8 protein-coding genes are annotated in these 18122 nt (G+C 71.8%); 2 read left to right on the top strand and 6 right to left on the bottom strand.

The window, feature by feature from the left end:
* The first annotated feature begins 7 nt into the window (after nt 1–7).
* On the top strand, nt 8–1531 hold the full coding sequence (locus LPU61_RS21615; protein ID WP_229405902.1) for a family 43 glycosylhydrolase: 1524 nt from the start codon (nt 8–10) through the stop codon (nt 1529–1531).
* A 23-nt stretch (nt 1532–1554) separates the two neighbouring features.
* Nucleotides 1555–2547: a LacI family DNA-binding transcriptional regulator gene (locus LPU61_RS21610; protein WP_199486151.1), complete on the top strand. Its 993-nt coding sequence runs from the start codon at nt 1555–1557 to the stop codon at nt 2545–2547.
* A gap of 72 nt (nt 2548–2619) precedes the next feature.
* On the opposite strand, the gene LPU61_RS21605 is transcribed toward LPU61_RS21610, so the two are convergent.
* The 6 genes from LPU61_RS21605 to LPU61_RS21580 all read right to left on the bottom strand — a co-directional run bounded on the left by LPU61_RS21605 (nt 2620) and on the right by LPU61_RS21580 (nt 18122).
* A complete protein-coding gene (locus LPU61_RS21605; protein WP_043968282.1) occupies nt 2620–3648 on the bottom strand; it encodes a LacI family DNA-binding transcriptional regulator in 1029 nt (342 codons plus the stop codon).
* A gap of 282 nt (nt 3649–3930) precedes the next feature.
* Nucleotides 3931–7320 carry a beta-L-arabinofuranosidase domain-containing protein gene (locus LPU61_RS21600; protein WP_229405901.1) on the bottom strand — a complete coding sequence of 1130 codons (3390 nt, stop codon included), beginning with the start codon at nt 7318–7320 and terminating at the stop codon, nt 3931–3933.
* Nucleotides 7321–7486: 166 nt separating this feature from the next.
* Complete coding sequence (locus LPU61_RS21595) at nt 7487–8116, bottom strand: hypothetical protein (RefSeq protein WP_229405899.1); 630 nt, start codon at nt 8114–8116, stop codon at nt 7487–7489.
* A gap of 41 nt (nt 8117–8157) precedes the next feature.
* Entirely contained in the window at nt 8158–11331 is a 3174-nt protein-coding gene (locus LPU61_RS21590; RefSeq protein ID WP_229405898.1) for an OmpL47-type beta-barrel domain-containing protein, read from the bottom strand.
* Nucleotides 11332–11401: 70 nt separating this feature from the next.
* The gene (locus LPU61_RS21585) at nt 11402–16081 is read right to left on the bottom strand and encodes an Ig-like domain-containing protein (protein ID WP_229405897.1); all 4680 of its coding nucleotides are present in this window, start codon (nt 16079–16081) and stop codon (nt 11402–11404) included.
* Nucleotides 16082–16133: 52 nt separating this feature from the next.
* The gene (locus LPU61_RS21580) at nt 16134–18122 is read right to left on the bottom strand and encodes a glycoside hydrolase family 127 protein (protein ID WP_229405896.1); all 1989 of its coding nucleotides are present in this window, start codon (nt 18120–18122) and stop codon (nt 16134–16136) included.

Raw genomic sequence — 18122 nt, 5'->3', positions numbered from 1 at the left:
GAACGCCATGAAACCGTCCCGGCACCCCCGTCGGCACACCGGTGGGGCCGCCGCCGCGGCGCTGTTGGTCACCGCGCTCCTGCCCCTGCTACCCGGCACACCCGCCCAGGCCGTCGACGCCTTCGGCACCACCATCGTCAACCAGGCCAACGGAAACTGCGTCGAGGTGCCCGGTGGTGCCGCCACGAACGCACTGCAACTCACCCAGGCCGGCTGCAACGCGGGCACCCGGCAGACCTTCACCGTCACGCCCGTCGCCGGCACGACCGACCGGTACACCGTCACGACCCTCACCGCCGGTAGTTGCGTCGACATCTCCGGCGCGTCCACGGCCGACAACGCGGCGGTCATCCAGTACACCTGCCACGGCGGCGCCAACCAGCAGTTCCGGCTCGCGGCCAACGGCACCGCCGGGACCGTGAACCTGGTCTCCGTCGCCAGCGGCAAGTGCGTCGCCGCGGCCAACGACTCTCCCGCAGCCAACACCGCGCTCGTCCAGCTGCCCTGCACCACCGCCACGAACCGGACCTGGCGGCTCACCGGCTACCCGGGTGGCGGACCGAACCCCGCTCCCCGTACGTACGCCAACCCGATCAAGGCGAACGGGCCCGATCCGTGGCTGACCTACCACGAGGGCTACTACTACCTGGCGACTACGACCTGGAACAACACCGTCACCATGCGGCGGTCCCGGACGCTGGACGGGCTGGCCAGCGCGGCCGACACCGTGCTGTTCACCCTCACCCGGCCCAACGGGGCGGGCACCATGTGGGCCCCCGAGTTCCACCTGCTCGACGGCCCCAACGGCAGGCGCTGGTACCTCTACTACGTCGCCGGCCGCGAACCGTTCGACCTCGGCACCCAACGCATCCACGTGCTGGAGAGCGCCGGCACCGACCCGATGGGGCCGTACACCTTCAAGGCCGACCTGCTGGACCCGACGGCCGACAACACCTGGGAGCTCGACCCCAGCGTCATGCGGCTCAACGGCAAGCTCTACCTGCTCGGCACCTACTACAACGGCGCACAGCCCAACTTCATCCGCGAGCTGAGCAACCCGTGGACCGCCGCCGGCACCCGCCACCTGCTCTCCACCGCCACCTACGGCTGGGAGACCGTCGGCGGCTCGGTCAACGAGGGCGCCGAGGTCCTGCAACGCAACGGCAAGACGTTCATCATCTTCTCGGCCAGTCACTGCAGCACCCCGGACTACAAGCTCGGGATGCTGACCTACAACGGCGGCGATCCGCTCAACTCCTCGTCGTGGGTCAAGTCGTCGCAACCGGTCTTTCAACGCAGTGACGCCAACCGCGTGTACGGGCCCGGGCACAACGGGTTCTTCAAGTCCCCGGACGGCACCGAGGACTGGATCGTCTACCACGCGAACAGCTCGGCCTCCGGCGGCTGCGACATGAACCGGAGCACCCGGGCACAGAAGTTCACCTGGAACGCCGACGGCACACCCAACTTCGGCACCCCGGTCGCCGCCGGGGTCCGGCTGCCGGCCCCTTCCGGCGAGCCGACCGGCTGACCCGACCCATGGGGCACTCGATCATGCGCGACGTCGCGCGGCTGGCGGGGGTGTCGAACCAGACGGTCTCCCGGGTGCTGAACGCGCACCCGCACGTACGGGACGACACCCGCCGCCGGGTGCTGGCGGCGGTGCAGGCGCTGAACTACCGCCGGAACCAGGCGGCCCGCACGCTCGTCACCCGCCGCTCCGGGACGCTGGGGATCATCGCGTACGAAAGCGCCCTGTACGGGCCGACCTCCCTGCTGTACGCGATCGAGGGCGCGGCCCGGTCCGCCGGCTACTTCGTCACCGTCGCGGGGCTGCGTGACCTGGACAGCCGGTCGGTGCGGGACGCTGTCGACCGGCTGCGGCAACAGTCGGTCGAGGGAATCATCGCGATCGCCCCGAAGCCGGTCGTGGCCGACACGCTCGCGCAGGCGGCCGACGACCTGCCGGTCGTCGGGGTGGGCGGCGGACAGGACAAGGCGGTGCCGAGCGTCCAGATCGACAATGCCGCCGGCGCCGGGCTGGCCACCCGGCACCTCCTCGACCTGGGGCACGCCACGGTGCACCACGTGGCGGGTCCGGCCGACTGGCCGGAGGCGACCGAGCGGTCCGACGGATGGCGGGCCGCCCTGCACGCCACCGGTCGCCCGTCCCCCTACGCCACGCCGGGAGCGTGGACCGCCCGGGCCGGCTACGCGCAGGGCCGGGGGCTGGCCCGGGACCGGTCCGTCACGGCGATCTTCTGCGCCAGCGACCAGATCGCCCTGGGGGTGCTCCGCGCCCTGCACGAGGCGGGCCGGCGGGTGCCGGACGAGGTCAGCGTGGTGGGCTTCGACGACATGCCCGACGCGGGTTACTTCCTGCCGCCGCTGACCACCGTCCGGCAGGACTTCGCCGAACTCGGCCGGCGCAGCCTCGACATGCTGCTGGCCCGACTGGTCGCGGCGGGCCCCCAGGCAGCGCCCGAGCGGGTCCTGCTGCTCCCCCGGCTCGTCGTCCGGGGCAGCACGGCGCCGCCGCCGCGCTGAGCCGGGCCGCCGGCCGGCGGGGCCCGACATCGACGGGCCCTGCCGGCGGCGGTGCCCGTCGAGCCACGACGGTCAGCCCAGCGGCAGGGACGACTCGCGCATCACCAGGCGGCCGGGGAACTGCTCCGAGGTGGGCACCGCGCCGCCGATGGCAGCGAAGAGCCGCTGGCCGGCCACCGAGCCGAGGTGCTTGAGGTTCATGTCGATGCTGGTCAGACGCGGACGGGAGTGCGCGGCGATCGCCTCCCAGTTGTCGAACCCGATCACCGAGGTCGTGCCCGGCACGTCACGCCCGAGGTCGCGCAACGTCTCCAGGACGCCCCGGGCGATCTGGTCGCTGCCGCAGAAGATCCCGTCGACCTCGGGATGCCGCTCGACGACCATGCGGGCCGCGGCGCGCCCCCACGCCTCGTCCCACGACCCGAAGTACGGTCGGTCGCCCACCATGGTCAGGCCGGCGGCGGCGAGCGTGGCCGCCGCCCCCTCGGCGCGGTCCCGGGCGGCCCGGTAGACCGCGTCGCCGGTGATGTGGGCGATGTTGCGCCGGCCGCACGCCAGCAGGTGCTCGACGGCCAGCCGGCCACCGCCGACGTTGTCGACGGTGAGCGAGATGTCGGCCGGATCGGCGGAGGGATCGTAGACGTACACGACCGGCACCGGGATGTTCCCGGCCAGCGGCGGGCGGGGATCGGTGCGAGAACCCACCACGATCAGGCCGTCCACGCGCCGGGACAGCAGCGCCTGCACATGATGCTTTTCCCGGATCGCGTCGCCGCGGGCGTCGCAGAGGAAGACCGAGACCTGCCCCGCCCCGAAGGCGTCCTCCACGCCCATCAGGATGGGAATCGAGAAGCGCCCCTCCAGGTCGCTGGTCAGCAGGCCGACGGTGCCGGTGCGGCCGCTGAGCAGGCCACGGGCGAGGGCATTCGGTGCGAAGGACAGCAGCTCCGCGGCCTCCAGCACCCGTACTCTCGTGGTCGCCCGCACCTCGCCGCGCCCGTTGATGGCCTTGGACGCGGTCGCGACCGACACCCCGGCCAGTTTGGCGACGTCGGTGAGCGTGGGCGTGCGGTTGGCGGGGCCCTCCGGCTCGTTGGTCATGTGCTGCTCCCTCCCGGCGAGCGCGCGGGGGCCCACCGCCTCCCGAGCGCCGCGCACTCCCTCACGGAAGAGTAGACCGGCAAACCTTTTCGAGGATGCTTCGGTGTGGTTAATCATGGCTCAGGCCGACCGCTACCTAGCCTCTCACGTAGCCAAACACTACACCGGAACGGCCCGCCGACGGTTGCCGGCAAGGTCACCTCCGGGCTGCCAGGCCGAAAGGGTTACCGAAAGATCGCGACGTGGTGGTGGCGGCGGTTGGTCCCGCCGCCACCACCCGACCTAGTCGCAACTGGTCACGCCGTAGGGGGACCCGACCTGCGTGGTCACCGGACTGCCGTCGACCGTCCCGGTGGCCCGGACCAGCGCGGTGTCGGCCGCCACCGACGTAGCGCGGGCCTTGAACGTCTGGTAGGCGGTGGCGCCGGGGGCCACGTCGACCACCGTCCGGGAGCCGTACGGGGTGATCAACTCGATAGTGAGCGGCACCTCGTCGGCGTTGCGGGCGCTGATCGCGAGGTAGGCGCTGCCGCCGGTGCACCGGATCCGGGTCTCGACCTCGACGTTCCAGCCCGGGGCAGGCGACAGTTCCCGGTCCGCCTGCCCGGCGCGCGTGACGACGAGCGCGCGTTCCGCCTCGGTGAACACGCCCGCCACGGCGAACGCTTGGGCGATCCGGGTGACGGCCGCGACGAACTTGCTGTGGTCGGCGAAGGGCGCCTCGTCCCAGAGCAGGTCGAGGAACGTGGGGCCGTCGTCACCGGGCGACACGATGCCGGTGACCGGGACGTCGTAGTTCGGCAGGTTCTCGTCGCGCTTGCGGTTGGGCACCCCGGTGTCGATCGACCCGAACACGACCGTCGGCTCCACCCGGCGGAAGTAGGACGAGGCGGGCTGGGTGTCGGCGATGTAGTAGGGCCGCAGGCTCAGGCCCTGGACGGCGAAGAGCGGGTCCCCCGCCGCCGTGCTGCCGGCGCGGGTGATCGCCGCCCGGGTGAAGTCGCCATCCCGCTTGAGGTGGCGGTACAGGGAGAGTTGCCGGTAGTTGCCGCTGCCCGGGTTGCCGAGGATCTGCAGCAGCAGCGGCCCCCAGAAGATCGACTGGGTGTCGGGGCGGTCCAGCGCCCGCTCGATCCGGATGCTGAACGGCATGCGGATCTCCACCCGGTCCCCCGGCCGCCAACTCCGGTTCACGGTCGCGTAGCTGCCGGGTGCAGCGTCGACCTGCTGGGCCACACCGTTGACCGCGACTGAGAAGCCCTTGCGCGCCCAGTCCGGGACACGGAGCTTCAGGACCAGCGGGCCGCTGCCGTCGATGACCAGCGTGCTGCGGTCCTCGCGCGGATAGGCCGTGGACTGGGTGACGACGAAGCCCTTCTCGGCCCAGTCCAGGGTCGACGACGCGTACAGGTTGACCCAGAGCGTGCCGCCGTCGGCCGACTTGAAGTAGATGGTCTCCTGGTATTTGGTGTGGTTCTCGAAACCCGTCCCGCCGCAGCAGGTACCGATGTTGCCGTAGCTTCGCACAGTTCCCGGGGTCAGGGGCTGGAAGTAGGTGACCTGGGGGTCGGCGACGCTCGTGGTATCGGCGCGCGAGCCGAGGATCTGGTTGAGCAGGCCCCGCTCGTAGTAGTCCAGGTACGCCGGGTCCTGCTCGTGCAGGAACAGGTTGCGCGCCAGCTTGAGCAGGTTGTACGTCGTGCAGGTCTCCGCGCCGCCCTGAGCGATCGAGTTGGCGATGTTGCCCCGGTTCTGGAACAGCTCGGTGTTGTTGTTGGACCCTGGGTAGTTGCCGCCGATCCCCCCGTGGGCGTACATGCGGTGCGGCACGACCATGCCGTAGAAGTTCTTGGCGGCCCGGAAGTAGTCGGCCTCACCGCTGTGCTCGTAGACGCGCAGGTAGCCGATGAACTGCGGCACGTGCGAGTTGGCGTGCAGCCGGTCGGGGCGGCGACGTCCGGGGTTGGTCTGCGGCGTGGTGACCAGAATGTCACGGTTGGCGACGCAGGCACCGAAGAGCGACTCCCGGTTGTCGAAGAGCTTGGCGGTGACGAGGTGCCGCGCGTCGCCGGTGAGCGCGTAGATCTCGGGAAACACCTCGTTGGCGCCACCGGTCTCACCGGCGATGTACAGGTCCCACATGTAGTTGAGGTTGTCCCGGGTGATCGGGCCGCCGTACGCGGGGTGGTTCCTGTCGCCGACGGTCAGGGCGAGGTGCGCCCACTCGGCCATCCGGACGACCACGTCGAGGGCCTTGCGGTTGTCGGTGTGGTAGTACGCGTCGAGCAGGCCGCGCATGATCTTGTGCTGGGTGTACCACGGGGCCCAGGTGTTGGTGTCCGCGTTACTGCCGTAGACGGCCCACCTCGGCGGCCCGAGCCGCAGCACCGCGTCCTCCGGGATCGCGCCCAGGTAGCCCGGGTGGGTGGGGATCCACATGGTGCCCGGACCGGTCTGCGACGCCACGATGCCGCCGTCACGCCGGTTGGGTGAGGAGTCGAGGATCGTGGATCCGCCCGCCTCCTCGAACCGGTACCAGGCGATCGACCCGCCGCCGGTGGTTCCGGCCGCCGCGGTCGTCAGCGACTGCACCTCCGACTGGCTGAGCGCCCGGTCGAAGATCTGGAACTCGTCGACCGTGGCGTCCAGGTACGGATCGCCGTACTGCGACCGCCCGATCCAACGGTTGCCCGGATTGCCGAGGTTGGCCGGGCTGAGCGTCATGGCCGTGTTCCGGCCGGCCTGCTGGCCGTTGACGTACAGGGTGCCGGTGTTCTGGGTCAGCGTGACGGCCAGGTGCACCCACTGGTTGGTGGGCAGCGCCGCGGTGCCGTCGATCCGCTGCTCCCCGCCGCTGCCGCCGACCGTGATCGCGAACCTCGGCACGTTGCCGGTGGTCCCGGCCCGCGGGGTCAGGAACATGTTGACCGTCGTGTTCTGCCCGAAATCGAACAGCCGGCTCCAGCTTCCCGTGCCGGCCAGGTTCACCCAGGCTGCAATGGTGAAGTCGGTGAGCTGGCTGATCGCCTCCTGGGGCAGGGTCACGTACTGCGCCCGGCTCGGGCCGTTGAGCCGAAGGCCGGTGCCGAAGCGCCCCGGCACCCGGTCGATCGCCGGCTCCTCCGGCTCCGGGCCGCCCGGGCCACCTGCGCCCATCCGGGCCGTGATCGCCGCCTGGCACGCGGCGAGCTCGTCGACCATCCAGTCGAGCTTGCTCTTGAAGATCGGCTCGCCGAGATCGGCGTACCCCTGCGCCAGGGCCGTCAGGAAGTGCCCGGCCCAGTGGCCGCTGAGCAGCCCGCCGTCCTCCCAGCCCCCGGGGACGGAGACGCCCGCCGGGTTCGGCCGCCCGGCCTGGTTGTTGAACAGCACGAGGAAGCGACGCTCGTCGAACTGCCGCAGGTAGTTCTTCATCCGGTCGCGCTTCTCCTGGAACAGGCCGCTGCCCAACGTCACGTCCCGCAGCGGGAACGGCCGCACCGGCGCGGTGCCGCCGGGACCGGGCTCGGCCGGGATCGCGGCGCTGGGGGTCGAGCCGGCCGCCCCGGTGGGGGCCACGGCCGCAGCCGCGCCGACGGGCAGCCCACCGGCGGTGGCGGCCACGGTGGCCCCGATGGCGGATGCCGCCAGCACCTGCCGGCGGCTGACGGGCAGTCGATCGAGCTCGGTCATGCAGCTTCGTCCTTCCACGATGGCACCGAGGTCGGCGCCGTTGGGGCGGTACGGGCTTCCGCCCGGTCCTCGTCGCGGGCGTCGACGAGAAGCTGGGCGATTCGCCGACGACGTCGTCGGCTGGTGAACAGGTGGGGGCCGTGTTCCCACGGCCCCCACCGGACCGTCACTCGAACAGCGACAGGGTCAACGTCGAGGTGTACGCGCCGGCCGCGACCTCCGCCGGCGTGCGCAGGAACAGGTCCGCGTCGACGGAGTACGCGTCGTTCGCCACCGCCTGAGAGTCGAAGGTCGACACCAGCAGCTCCTGGTCCACCAGGCCCACGTTGTTGCCCGGCTGGGTCGGCTCGTCGAGGACGGTCACGACCTCCTCGCCCTCGCTGACCAGACCGTCGTCGTCGCCGTCCAGCAGGCGCGGCTTCCACCCCAGGTGGGCGGCGCTGATCGGGGCCTGACCGGCGTCACCGGTGAAGTCGGTGGCGCTGCCCAGCACGGCCCAGGCCGCGCCGGCGGGCACCTCCTCGGCGGTACGGGTGTCGGTGACCGTCACCCTGGGCAGGGTGCCGACGAACTGGCGCACCAGCAGGGTCGAGCCGTCCTCGGACAGCGCGACCGAGTCCGCGGCGACCGACAGGGCCAGCACGCCCGGCTGGTCGGGCTCCTCGATCTCGACCGTCACCGTCACGTCGGCGTTGTCGCCGGGCGCGGCCACGGCGGGCGACTGCGCCAACGCTGTGACCATCAGGGCGCTCGCGGCGCCCGCCGCGACCAGCCGGGTGCGATTCCATGTGTTCATTCGATGCTCCGTGATTCTCGTGGTTGCTGAACTCGGAGAGATCAGCCGGCGCAGGTGACGCCGGCGTGTGTTGCGGTGAGGACCGTGGTCACGTCCCGCCCGTCGACGGGGCCGCTGGCGCGGACCGTCGTCGAGCCGGCCGCCACCGCGGTGGTACGGACGGCGAACGACTGGTACGCGTTCGCCTTCGGCGCCACGGCCACGAAGGACCGCTCGCCGTACGGCGACTCCAGGGCGATGTCCACCGGCTTGTCGTGGTCGTTGCGCACCTGCACGGCGACGTAAGCCTTTCCGGCGAGGCAGCGCGCCTGCGCGGTGGCCGTGACGGGCACCCGGGCCTGGACGCCCGGGTCGTCGGCGAAGACCCGCCACTCGGTTGCCCCGACCGCCGAGTAGGTGTCGCCGTTGCCGTTGGCCCGGATCGTGGCCCGCACCCGGGACGTGGTCACGGGGTCGAACGAGACCGTGTTGAAGGCGGTGGTGCTCGTGCCGTAGGCGGACGCCCCGGTCACGTCCCGCCACGCTGAGCCGGCCTCGTCCCAGTACTGCAGCACCCACCCGTCGGGCTGGGCGACGCCGTTGCCGGTGCCCTGCTCGCTGTCCCGCCAGAACTTCAGCGCCGTGCCGGTGATCCGCACCGGTCGGGCCCAGTCGTACTGGACCCACTGGCTGGCCGGACGGGTGCCCGACCAGGTGCCCCAGAGCTGCGCCTGGCCCGGGTTGGTCGGGTCGGCGTCGTCGTTGAGCGCGGCGACGCTGTTCCAGCCCGCCGTGTAGGAGGCGGTCGGCGTGGCGATCGGGCCGACGTTGCCGGTCAGCCCTCCGGACAGGTCGGCCGGAATGGTGACCGTCCTGGCGGTCTCCACGTTGCCGGCCACGTCGAGCGCCCGGTAGGACACGGTGTGCCGGCTCGCGTCGGGGGGCCCGACGGCACCCGTGTAGGTGGTCCACGCGCCGGAGTCGATGGCGTACTCGATGCGGTCGACTCCGGAGGTCGCGTCGGTCGCGGTGACCGTGACCGCCCGGGTGGTGCCGCCCACGGCCGCCGTGCTGACCGGCGTGGTGGCGTCGATGCGTACGGCGCGTTCCGCCTGTGGCGAGACGTTGCCGGCGCGGTCGGTCGCGGTGGCGGTGACGGTGTGCCGGCCGTCCCCGGTGACGGTGACGTCGGCGTACCGCACGTCGGTCGCCACGACCGGCTCGCCGTCGTCGACCTTCGTCGAGATGGTCAGCCGGCCGCCCCGGTCGTCGACGCCGGCGGCCCGCACCCGCACCGCGGACCGGAACCAGTCGGCGCTGCCGGCGCTGCCGCTCGGCGTCAGGGTCAGCGTCGGCGCGGTCTCGTCACCCTCGACGTCGTCCGGGGAGACGACGGTGACCGGTGCGGAGATCCGGCCCGCCGCGTAGCCGAGCACGGTGCCCGCGACGCTGAACGTGCCGGGCGCGGCGACCTGCTGCGGCGTCACCGGGTCCCAGAAGACCGGCACCCGCAGGGTCTCCGCGCCGAACGGCACGGCGACGGTGTCGGGCAGGTCGGTCTCGCCGACCTCCACGGTCACCGCCGGCGCGGCGACCGCGGCCGGCGGCTGCGCGGCGAGGACCTTCCACTCCTCGACCGCCACGGCCGAGTAGGTGCTGCCGTTGGTCGAGGCGTCGAATACAGCACGGACCTGGGTGGTGGTGACCGGGTCGAAGGTGGTGTTCTGGAAGCCCTGCGTGCCGGTCGGGTAGCCGCTCGGGTTGGGCACGTCGGCCCACTGCCCGGTGCCGGACCTCCAATACTGGATGCGCCAGCGGGCGGGCGCGGCGACGCCCGCGCCGGTGCCCTGCGGCTGGTCGTTCCAGAACTCGATCTGCGAGCCGGAGATCCGCATCGGCTGGTCCCAGGTGTACTGCACCCACTGCTGCGGCGGGTTGTTGCCGGTCCAGGTGCCCCACATGTCCGGCGGCAGCGGGTTGGACCGGACGATCTCGTCGTTGAGCGCTTTCACCCAGTACTGGGTGGGCACCGGGTCGTTGGAGACGGTGACCCGGGCCTCCTGGGCGATGTTCGGCCGGGGGGTGAGGTCACGCCCCTTGGCCGGGGTCGGGGTGACCAGCTTGATCCGCGGCGGGGTCTGGGTGTCGTCCCATTCGACCGGGTCGATCGCCACCGACCGGCGGAAGTGCCCGCCGCCCACGGCGTCGGCCGTGTGGTAGGCGAGGTACCACGTGCCGTCGAACTCCAGGACGCCCGGGTGGCTCGTCGTGGAGGAGACCGGCCGCAGGAAGGTCCCCCGGTAGGTCCACGGCCCCTCCGGCGACGACGCCGTGCCGTAGGCGAGGCAGGCGTGGTAGTTCGCCGGGGTGCACGGCGACGTCGGGCCGGCGTTGTTGCCGGCGTACGCCAGGTAGTAGGTGCCGTTGCGCTCGAACGCCCACGCGCCCTCGAAGAAGCCGGTCAGGCCGGTGACGGTGCGCGGCGTGCCGATCGGCGTCTTCATGTCCTGGCCGAACTCGAGCATCCGCAGCTGGCCGAACGAGCCCCACCAGACGTACACCCGCTGGTGGGGGGCCTCGCCGTCGATGAGGATCGTCGGGTCGATGTTGTGGATGGTGTTGGCCGTCGGCACCCGCTGGGAGATGATCGGCCCACCCGCGTGATCGGTCCACGGGCCGGTCGGGCTGTCCGCGACGGCCACGCCGATGGCGAACTTGTCGGACGCCGGGCTGTCCCGCTCGTGGATCGGGACGTACCAGTAGTAGCGGCCGTCGACGCCCCGGACGACCTGACCCGCGTACGCCCGGCCGGGGGTGGCCCAGGAGAAGACCTGCTCGGGGCGCATCAGCGACGGGAAGTGGGTCCACTGCCCCGAGGCGACGTCGGTGGTCCGCAACGCCCCCCACCCGTTCATGATGAAGTCGTTGGTGGACGGCCCGGCCTCGTCGTGGCCGGTGTAGACGTACAGCTGGTCCTTGCCGGTGTCGTTGCCGGGCGCGCCCGCCGGCACGACTACCGGGGCCGGGTCGGCCGAGTAGTAGCTGCCGTCGCCGATGATCGGGTTGACGGTGTTGGTGAAGGTGCGCGAGGGGGGCTCGGCGGCGTGAGCCGGGGCGGGGCCGGCCACGCCACCGGCGACGAGCCCGGCTACCGCCGCCGCGGCGACCGCCCGGCGGAGGCGGCCCGCCGGCCGGTGCGATGGTGGGGCGGTGCCGCGCCCCACGGTGGTGTTCACGATGTCTGTCTCCTAGCTCGGGGAGAGGGTGGTGGCGGCGCCGCTGCCGACGCCGCCACCACGGGGCGGGCTAGCCGCAGGAGAGCGCGCCGTACGGCGCGGGGATCTCGGTCGTGACGGCCTTGCCGTCGACGGTGCCGGTGACCTTCACCGTCGTGGTGCCGGCCGGCACCGACGCGGCCCGGCTGTTGAACGCCTGGAAGGCGGACTTGCCGGGGGCGACGTTCGCCATCGTGCGTGATCCGTACGGGGTGACCAGCTCGATGGTGAGCGACACGTCGTCGGCGTTGACCGCGTTGACCGCGACGTACGCCCTGGCGCCGGTGCACTGGGTGCGCGCCTGCACCTGCACGTCCCACATCGGGATCTGACCGGGGTCGCCCACGGTGAGGGTCAGCGTGGTCCGGGTGGTGCCGGCCTGGCTGACGTACGGGGGCAGGATCAGGTCGCCGATGACGGTGTAGCGACCGGCCTTGTCGACGATGGCCCGGTCGAAGTTCCAGCGGACCCCGACGGCCTGGTTGTCCCGGGAGCCGTCGTTGTAGGAGACCTCCACCTTTGTCGGCAGGTACGGCAGCTCGCCCATCTCGACGGACTGCGCGAAGGTCTCCGCGCCCTGGATCGAGATGCCCCCGTCGGACATCTCCGGCCGCACGTAGACGCGGGCCTCGGCGATCAGCCCGTACGCGTCGTTGGTGCCGTAGACCACGAACGGGTCCACGTTGGCCTCGGCGACCTGCGCGGGGGTGATCTCCTGCCAGTTGAACGCGACGGTGCCCCGCGCGCCGCTGGCGTAGACCGCGTCGAGGGTGGCCGGCAGGGTCGGGACCTGGCCCACGCCGGTGCGGATGAGCACCGGCGAGCGCACCGAGTCGACGGTCTCGCCGTTGGCGCGCCAGCGCAGCACGCCGGTGCCCGCGCCGCCGCTCATCAGACCCCAGATGCGGATGCGCAGGTGGCTGGCGGTGATCGGCTCGAACGTGAGGCGGTTGTAGGTGTTGGTGGCCAGGGCGTCGGCGTACGCCGAGCCGGCGGCGAGCTTCACCGGCGTCCAGGTGGTGCCGTCGGTGGAGCTCTCCACGACGTACGTGGTGGCGGTGGGGCGGCGGGTGCCGCCGTTGTCGTCGTACCAGTAGATGTCGGTCGACGACAGCCGCACCGGCGCGGTCCAGCGGTACTGGATCCACGCCTCCCGCTCGGTGCTGGTGCCGTTCTGGGTCTGCCCCCAGTTGCCCCAGCCGTTGCCCGCGCCCGGGTTCGAGCTGGCGGGGGTGGTGGCCTCGTTGACCCGGGAGTGGTTCTCCCAGGACGCGGTGCCGCTGGTGCTGATCGTCGCCGAGGAGCCGAACTCGGCGCTGACCTCCCGCTTGGCGAGGTTCACCGCCACGGTGGCCGTCGACCGCTTCGCGCCGTCGTCGGCGAAGAACCGGAACACGTAGTCGCCGGCGACGGTGCCGGTGACCCGGGTGGCCAGCGCCTTGGGGTCGGCGAAGACGACGCCCGCGCCCTGCGGCGCGGAGACGGTCTCCCAGCCGAAGGTCAGCTCGCTGTCGTAGGGCACGCCGTCGTCGGCGGCCGTGCCGACCAGCCGGGTCGACAGGTTGCCGTCGGCCGAGCCGTCGCGGGTGGCGGTGACGGCGGGAGCCTGGTTGGTGACCTCCGGCACGTCCCGCCCGGAGTCGAACACCTGGATCTCGGAGATCGCGGTGAAGAACGTCGGGCTGTTGGTGAACGCGATGCGCACCTTGCTGGCGGTCACGGTGCCGAACAAGGCCTCGTTGAACTTCGCCGACGGCACGGTCGGGTTCTTGAACTGGCCGGGGACCTCCTTCCAGCCGCCGTTGCCGTCGGGCACCTGGACCCACCAGCGGGCGGGTTCGCGGTAGCCGCCGGCCTGCCGGTCGCTGACGAAGAACGCCTTGACGTTGTCGAACGACTTGGCCGATCCCAGGTCCAGCTCGACGAAGCCGGCGCGGTCGGTGGTGCCGTAGTTGCCCCAGTACGGCTCGTTGGCGGTGACACCGTCGGTGACGGCGGCCAGCGACACGGGCCGCTCGGTCTGGGCGATGGCACCGGGGGCGTAGTTCATCGAGGTGCTGCTCCAGCCGGGGGTGTGGAACTGCCGCCACGGCGTCGGCCGCACGCCCTGCTGGGTGTACGACGAGGTGACCTGGGCGCCCTTGGCCAGGTTCGGCGCGTCCTCGGTGAGGTCGACGCCGGCCGTCCTGAGGTAGTCGACGACCCGGTCGTCGGCGATCGGGGTGTCCACCGCGCTGGGCAGGTCGGCCCCGGTGGCGGCGGTGAAGGTGACGGTCACGCCGGCCGCGGCCTGGACCTGGTTGGTCTTCGGGTCGTAGGTGAGCTTGCCGATCTTGTCGGTGCTGACCTTCTTCGCGCCGTTGACGAACAGGCTGTAGCCGGCGCCCAGGCCGTACTCGCTGCCGTCGGGGTCCCAGACGATGGTGACGTCCTGGCCGTGGTAGCGAAGGTTGTTGACCATGAAGTGGCCGTAGCCGAAGTCGATGGGCCACAGCTCGATCTTGTCGTCGGAACGCGGCTGGAGGCCCGCCATGTCCTCGACGAAGATGTAGTTCATGTTGCCGAGCATCACGTGGTTCGGGTTGTTGCGGTTGTAGGTCTTGGTGGCCGGGTTCCAGTTCGAGTAGTACTCGGCCTGGTTGGGCGCCCGCAGGTCCGCGTTGGGGTAGACGCTCCACGCCATCCAGTCCAGGAGCCGCTTGGCGTACGCCGGGGTGACGTACTTCTGCTCCGGGTCGTAGTGGCGCAGGGCGGAACGGACGCCCCGGTACTGCACGGTGAAGTTGATGTTGGAGAAGTTGTTGGAGCCACCGATGCCGTAGGCGGCCCGGTCGTACTGGTCGGCGGTGTAGAACGGGAAGATCGGGAAGTTGTCGCCGTAGGTCAGGAAGCGGAACCCGTCGACGTACTTCCGCCACTGGTCGGTCGGGATGAGGTTCTCGGCGTAGATGTCGTAGAGGTTCGACTCCTTGGCCGGGATGAGGGTGCGCGCCGACTCGGGCAGCGGGTTGGGCGTGCCGTTGGCGCTGGCCGCGCTGGTGGCCCCGTGCGACGTGCCCGCCAGGAACATCCGCATGTCCGGGCTCCACAGCCGGGTCAGGATCGCGTTGCGGACCTCGTCGGCCTTGGCGCCCATCTGGTCGACCTTGGCCTGGTCCGCGCCGGAGAGCTGGTAGAGCTGCCGGGCGGCGTCGAGCGCGCCCCACACGTACGCCGACTCGGGGCGCTCGATGGTGCGCGCCCCGGGCGCGCCGGCGTTGGCCTTCGGGTAGCCGAAGGTGATCGCGTCGGCGTCGTTGCCCGGCATGTAGTTGGTGTCGTAGGCGATCAGCTTGTCGTTGTTGCCGTCGTAGTGTTCGAGCTGGCCGACGCCGTCGCCCTCGAAGTACCCGGCGAACTTGCGGGCGATCTCCCGGCCGCCGCCGTGCACGTTGTACGCCTCGAGGCCGGCCGTGCCGAGGTACTGCGAGTAGTGGTTGTTCCAGCTCGTGTGCCCCGGGCTGTCCAGGAACGCCGACGAGCCGGACAGCTCACCGATGTTGAGGACCTGCCCGTACGGCAGGTACGGGGTGCGCAGCCACTTGGTGTCCTGCAGGTGCATCGGCTGGGTCAGCGCGACGGCGTTCTGGTAGAGGTTCGACCCCTCGACCGTCGTCGGGTACTGGTAGACGTGGCCGGACGCGTTGGCGTCGAGGGTGTTGTAGCGCTCGCCCCACCACCGGTAGACGATGGCCTTCTCCAGCGCCGGGTCGGGCACGTCGATGTAGGGGATGTCCTGCGCCCAGCGGCGGTGGAACTCGGTGATGCCGGTGCGCACGGCGGTGGCCGGCGGCAGCTCGGCGTACTCGCGGAAGCTCTGCACGGTCGCGGGCAGCGTGGGCGAGGAGACCGCGCCGACCACCGACAGCGACACCGAGCCGCCGGCGGGCACGGTGACCTCCCGGTCCAGGTTGGTGCCGGTACGGGTGAATCCGGCGCCGGTGAGGTCGACGCGGATCGTGTCCCAGGGGGTGTCGACGAGGCCGTTGTTGGCGCCGCTGGTGATGGTGCGGGTGCCGGTGAGCGTGGCGTCGCCCGTACCGGCCTGGGTGGCCAACGGCGAGGCGGCGCGGACGGTGAGGTTGGCCGCCGAGCCGCCGGGGTTGGTGAGGGTGACCGCGGTGACCGCGACGTTGTCGTATGTGATGAACTTGGTCAGGTCGGCGGTGACGCCGGTGGTGCCGATCGTGTAGCGGCTGCGGGCGTGGCTCGGTGCGTTGAACCGGTTCGCGTTGACCTCGGTGACGGTCTGCCCCGGCACGGTGACGGTGTAGAGGTTGCCGAGGTTGTTCGGGCCGCCGACGAACGCGCTGCCGGCGAAGCCCATGACGGTGAAGTTGTTGTTGCTCGCGCCCCGCAGGTACAGGGAGCGGCCCCGGGTCATCAGCACCGCCGAGCCCAGCGTCCCGCTCACGCCGAGGACGCGGTCGAGGTAGTAGTCGGTCCCACCGGCGGCGAGGTCCTTCTCGAAGATCGACTGGTGCATGCTCGCCGCGGTGAACGGCACCCCGGGCTTGAGCTGGTTGGCGACGTCGCCGACGTTGGCGTAGACCGGGTCGCCGATCTCCATGGCGTGGCTCTGGCCGTCGGTGTAGACGCCGACGTCCCCCTCGTTGCCGGGCAGGACCGGGCCGGCGGCCCGGGCCGGGGACGGTACGGCGACCGTCCCCACGACCAGCGCGGCCAGGGCGGCCCACAGGGGCCCCTCCGCACGCGTCCAGGGGTCATGTCGTCTCCTCAGTGTCGTTGTTAGCGTTAACACCCCGTGAGTTCTCGGCCGACCCCGAAGCCTCGGGGCCGGTAGGGAGCCAGACGCGCATCGTGGAGGGGCCCCGGTTGGCCCAGGCGTGGTACTCCACCAGCGCCACCTCGTCGAGCAGCCCGTCGACGGCCGACACCGCCTCGGCCGCGTCGCCGCGGTAGGGCCACCCGGGCTCCGGCGGACGGATTCGCACGCAGCGCACCGTGACCCGGCCGTCGACGAGGCGCGGCGGCCGGGCGGCGTCGACCCGGAGTTCGTCGACGCTGGCGACGCCCGGCACGTCCACCGACTCCAGGGCGTACACCAGCGGGCCACGCTCCACGGCGACGCAGCCCCGGACCGCGTCGATGCGGGTGTCCGGGTAGCTGAACCGGGGCGTCATCGGCAGGGACAGCACGACCTCGTCGCCGCGCCGCCACGCCCGGTGCTCGGTGACGTAGCCCGGGCCGACCGGTCGGATCCGCCCATCGACGGTCAGCGTCGCCCCGGCGGTGGCCCACCCCGGCACCCGCAGCGACAGCGACCACGGCAGGTCGGCGTCGCGGTCGACGCACACCCGGATCTGACCGTCGTGGGGGTACCCGGTCTCGACACGCACGCCGACGTCCCGCCCGTCGGCGAGCCGGTGGGTGACCGTGCCGGGCAGGTACTGGTGCAGGTGCAGGCCCGCGTCGTCGGCGGTGGCGACGTACGCCGTCAGGCTGGCCAGGGTGCGGGCGACGTTGGTCGGGCAGCAGGAGACCTCGAACCAGGGCGCCCGCAGCGAGGCCGCCGCCCGAAGGCTGGGCCGGTCGGGGTCGGGCCGGGTGCCCAGCTCACGGCGGTGCAGGGTGTTCGTGTAGAAGAAGCTGCGCCCGTCCGCCGCCGGGGAGGTCGACACCACGTTGAACAGCGTCCGCTCGATGAGGTCGGCGTAGCGGGGGTCACCCTCGGCCAGCAGCAGCCGCCACGCGAGCATCACCGAGCCGATCCCCGCGCACGTCTCCGAGTACGCCCGGTCCGGCGGCAGCGCCCAGTCCTCGCCGAACGCCTCGTCCTGGTGCCGGGAGCCCTGCCCGCCGGTGACGTAGGTGCGGCGGGACACCGTGGTCTCCCACTGGCGGCACACCGCCTCCAGCAGGCTGGCGTCCTTCAGCTCGACGGCGACGTCGACCGCGCCGGCGGCGAGGTAGTTCGCCCGTACCGCGTGGCCCCGTAGGGCCGTCGCCTGCCGGACCGGCAGGTCGTCCTGGTAGTACTCCCGGCCGAACTCCACGTCACGCAGCCGGCCGTGGCCGCGGCGGTCGACGAAGAGGGCCGCCTGGTTGAGGTACCGCTCCTCGCCGGTGGTCCGGGCGAGTTCCACCAGCGCCACCTCGATCTCCGGGTGGCCGCAGACGCCATCGACGCCGTCCGGCCCGAACGTCTCGCACACGAGATCGGCGACACGGCGGGCGGCTGCGACCAGTCCGTCGTCCGCGTCGGGCCGGGTGCGGGCGCGGGCCACCGCGGCCTGGATCAGGTGACCGGCGCAGTAGAGCTCGTGGCCCCACTCCAGATCCGACCAGCGGGGTGCCTGCCCTGGCCGGCCGAAGTTGGTGTTGAGGTACCCGTCGGGCTCCTGCGCCGCCACCACCCGGCGCACCAGGGCACGGAACCTCGACTCCAGGTCGGCGTCACCGGTGCGGCCGATCTCCCAGGCCATCGCCTCCAGGAGCTTGTAGACCTCCGAGTCGGAGAACTCGCGGCCCCGGCGCTGCGCGGACACGTCCCCCCGGACGGCGAGGTCGAAGTTGCGGATCCACCCCTCCCGGTCGAGCCAGTGCTCGATGTGCGCGAAGGTCGCAGCCGCGTTGATCGACTGACGCTCGGCCCAGAAGCCGCCCGTGACCCGCACTGCGTCCAGGCCGAGTGGCCGCAGCCGGCCCCGGGCCGGCAGGACGGGTGCGGCCGTGGGTGCGGTCCCGCTCAT

It is taken from the genome of Micromonospora sp. NBRC 110038, from assembly GCF_020884815.1.
In the GTDB taxonomy this organism is placed as follows: domain Bacteria; phylum Actinomycetota; class Actinomycetes; order Mycobacteriales; family Micromonosporaceae; genus Micromonospora; species Micromonospora haikouensis.
Note: the sequence above shows the minus strand (reverse complement) of the source record. Positions and strands in the feature narration are given on the sequence as shown.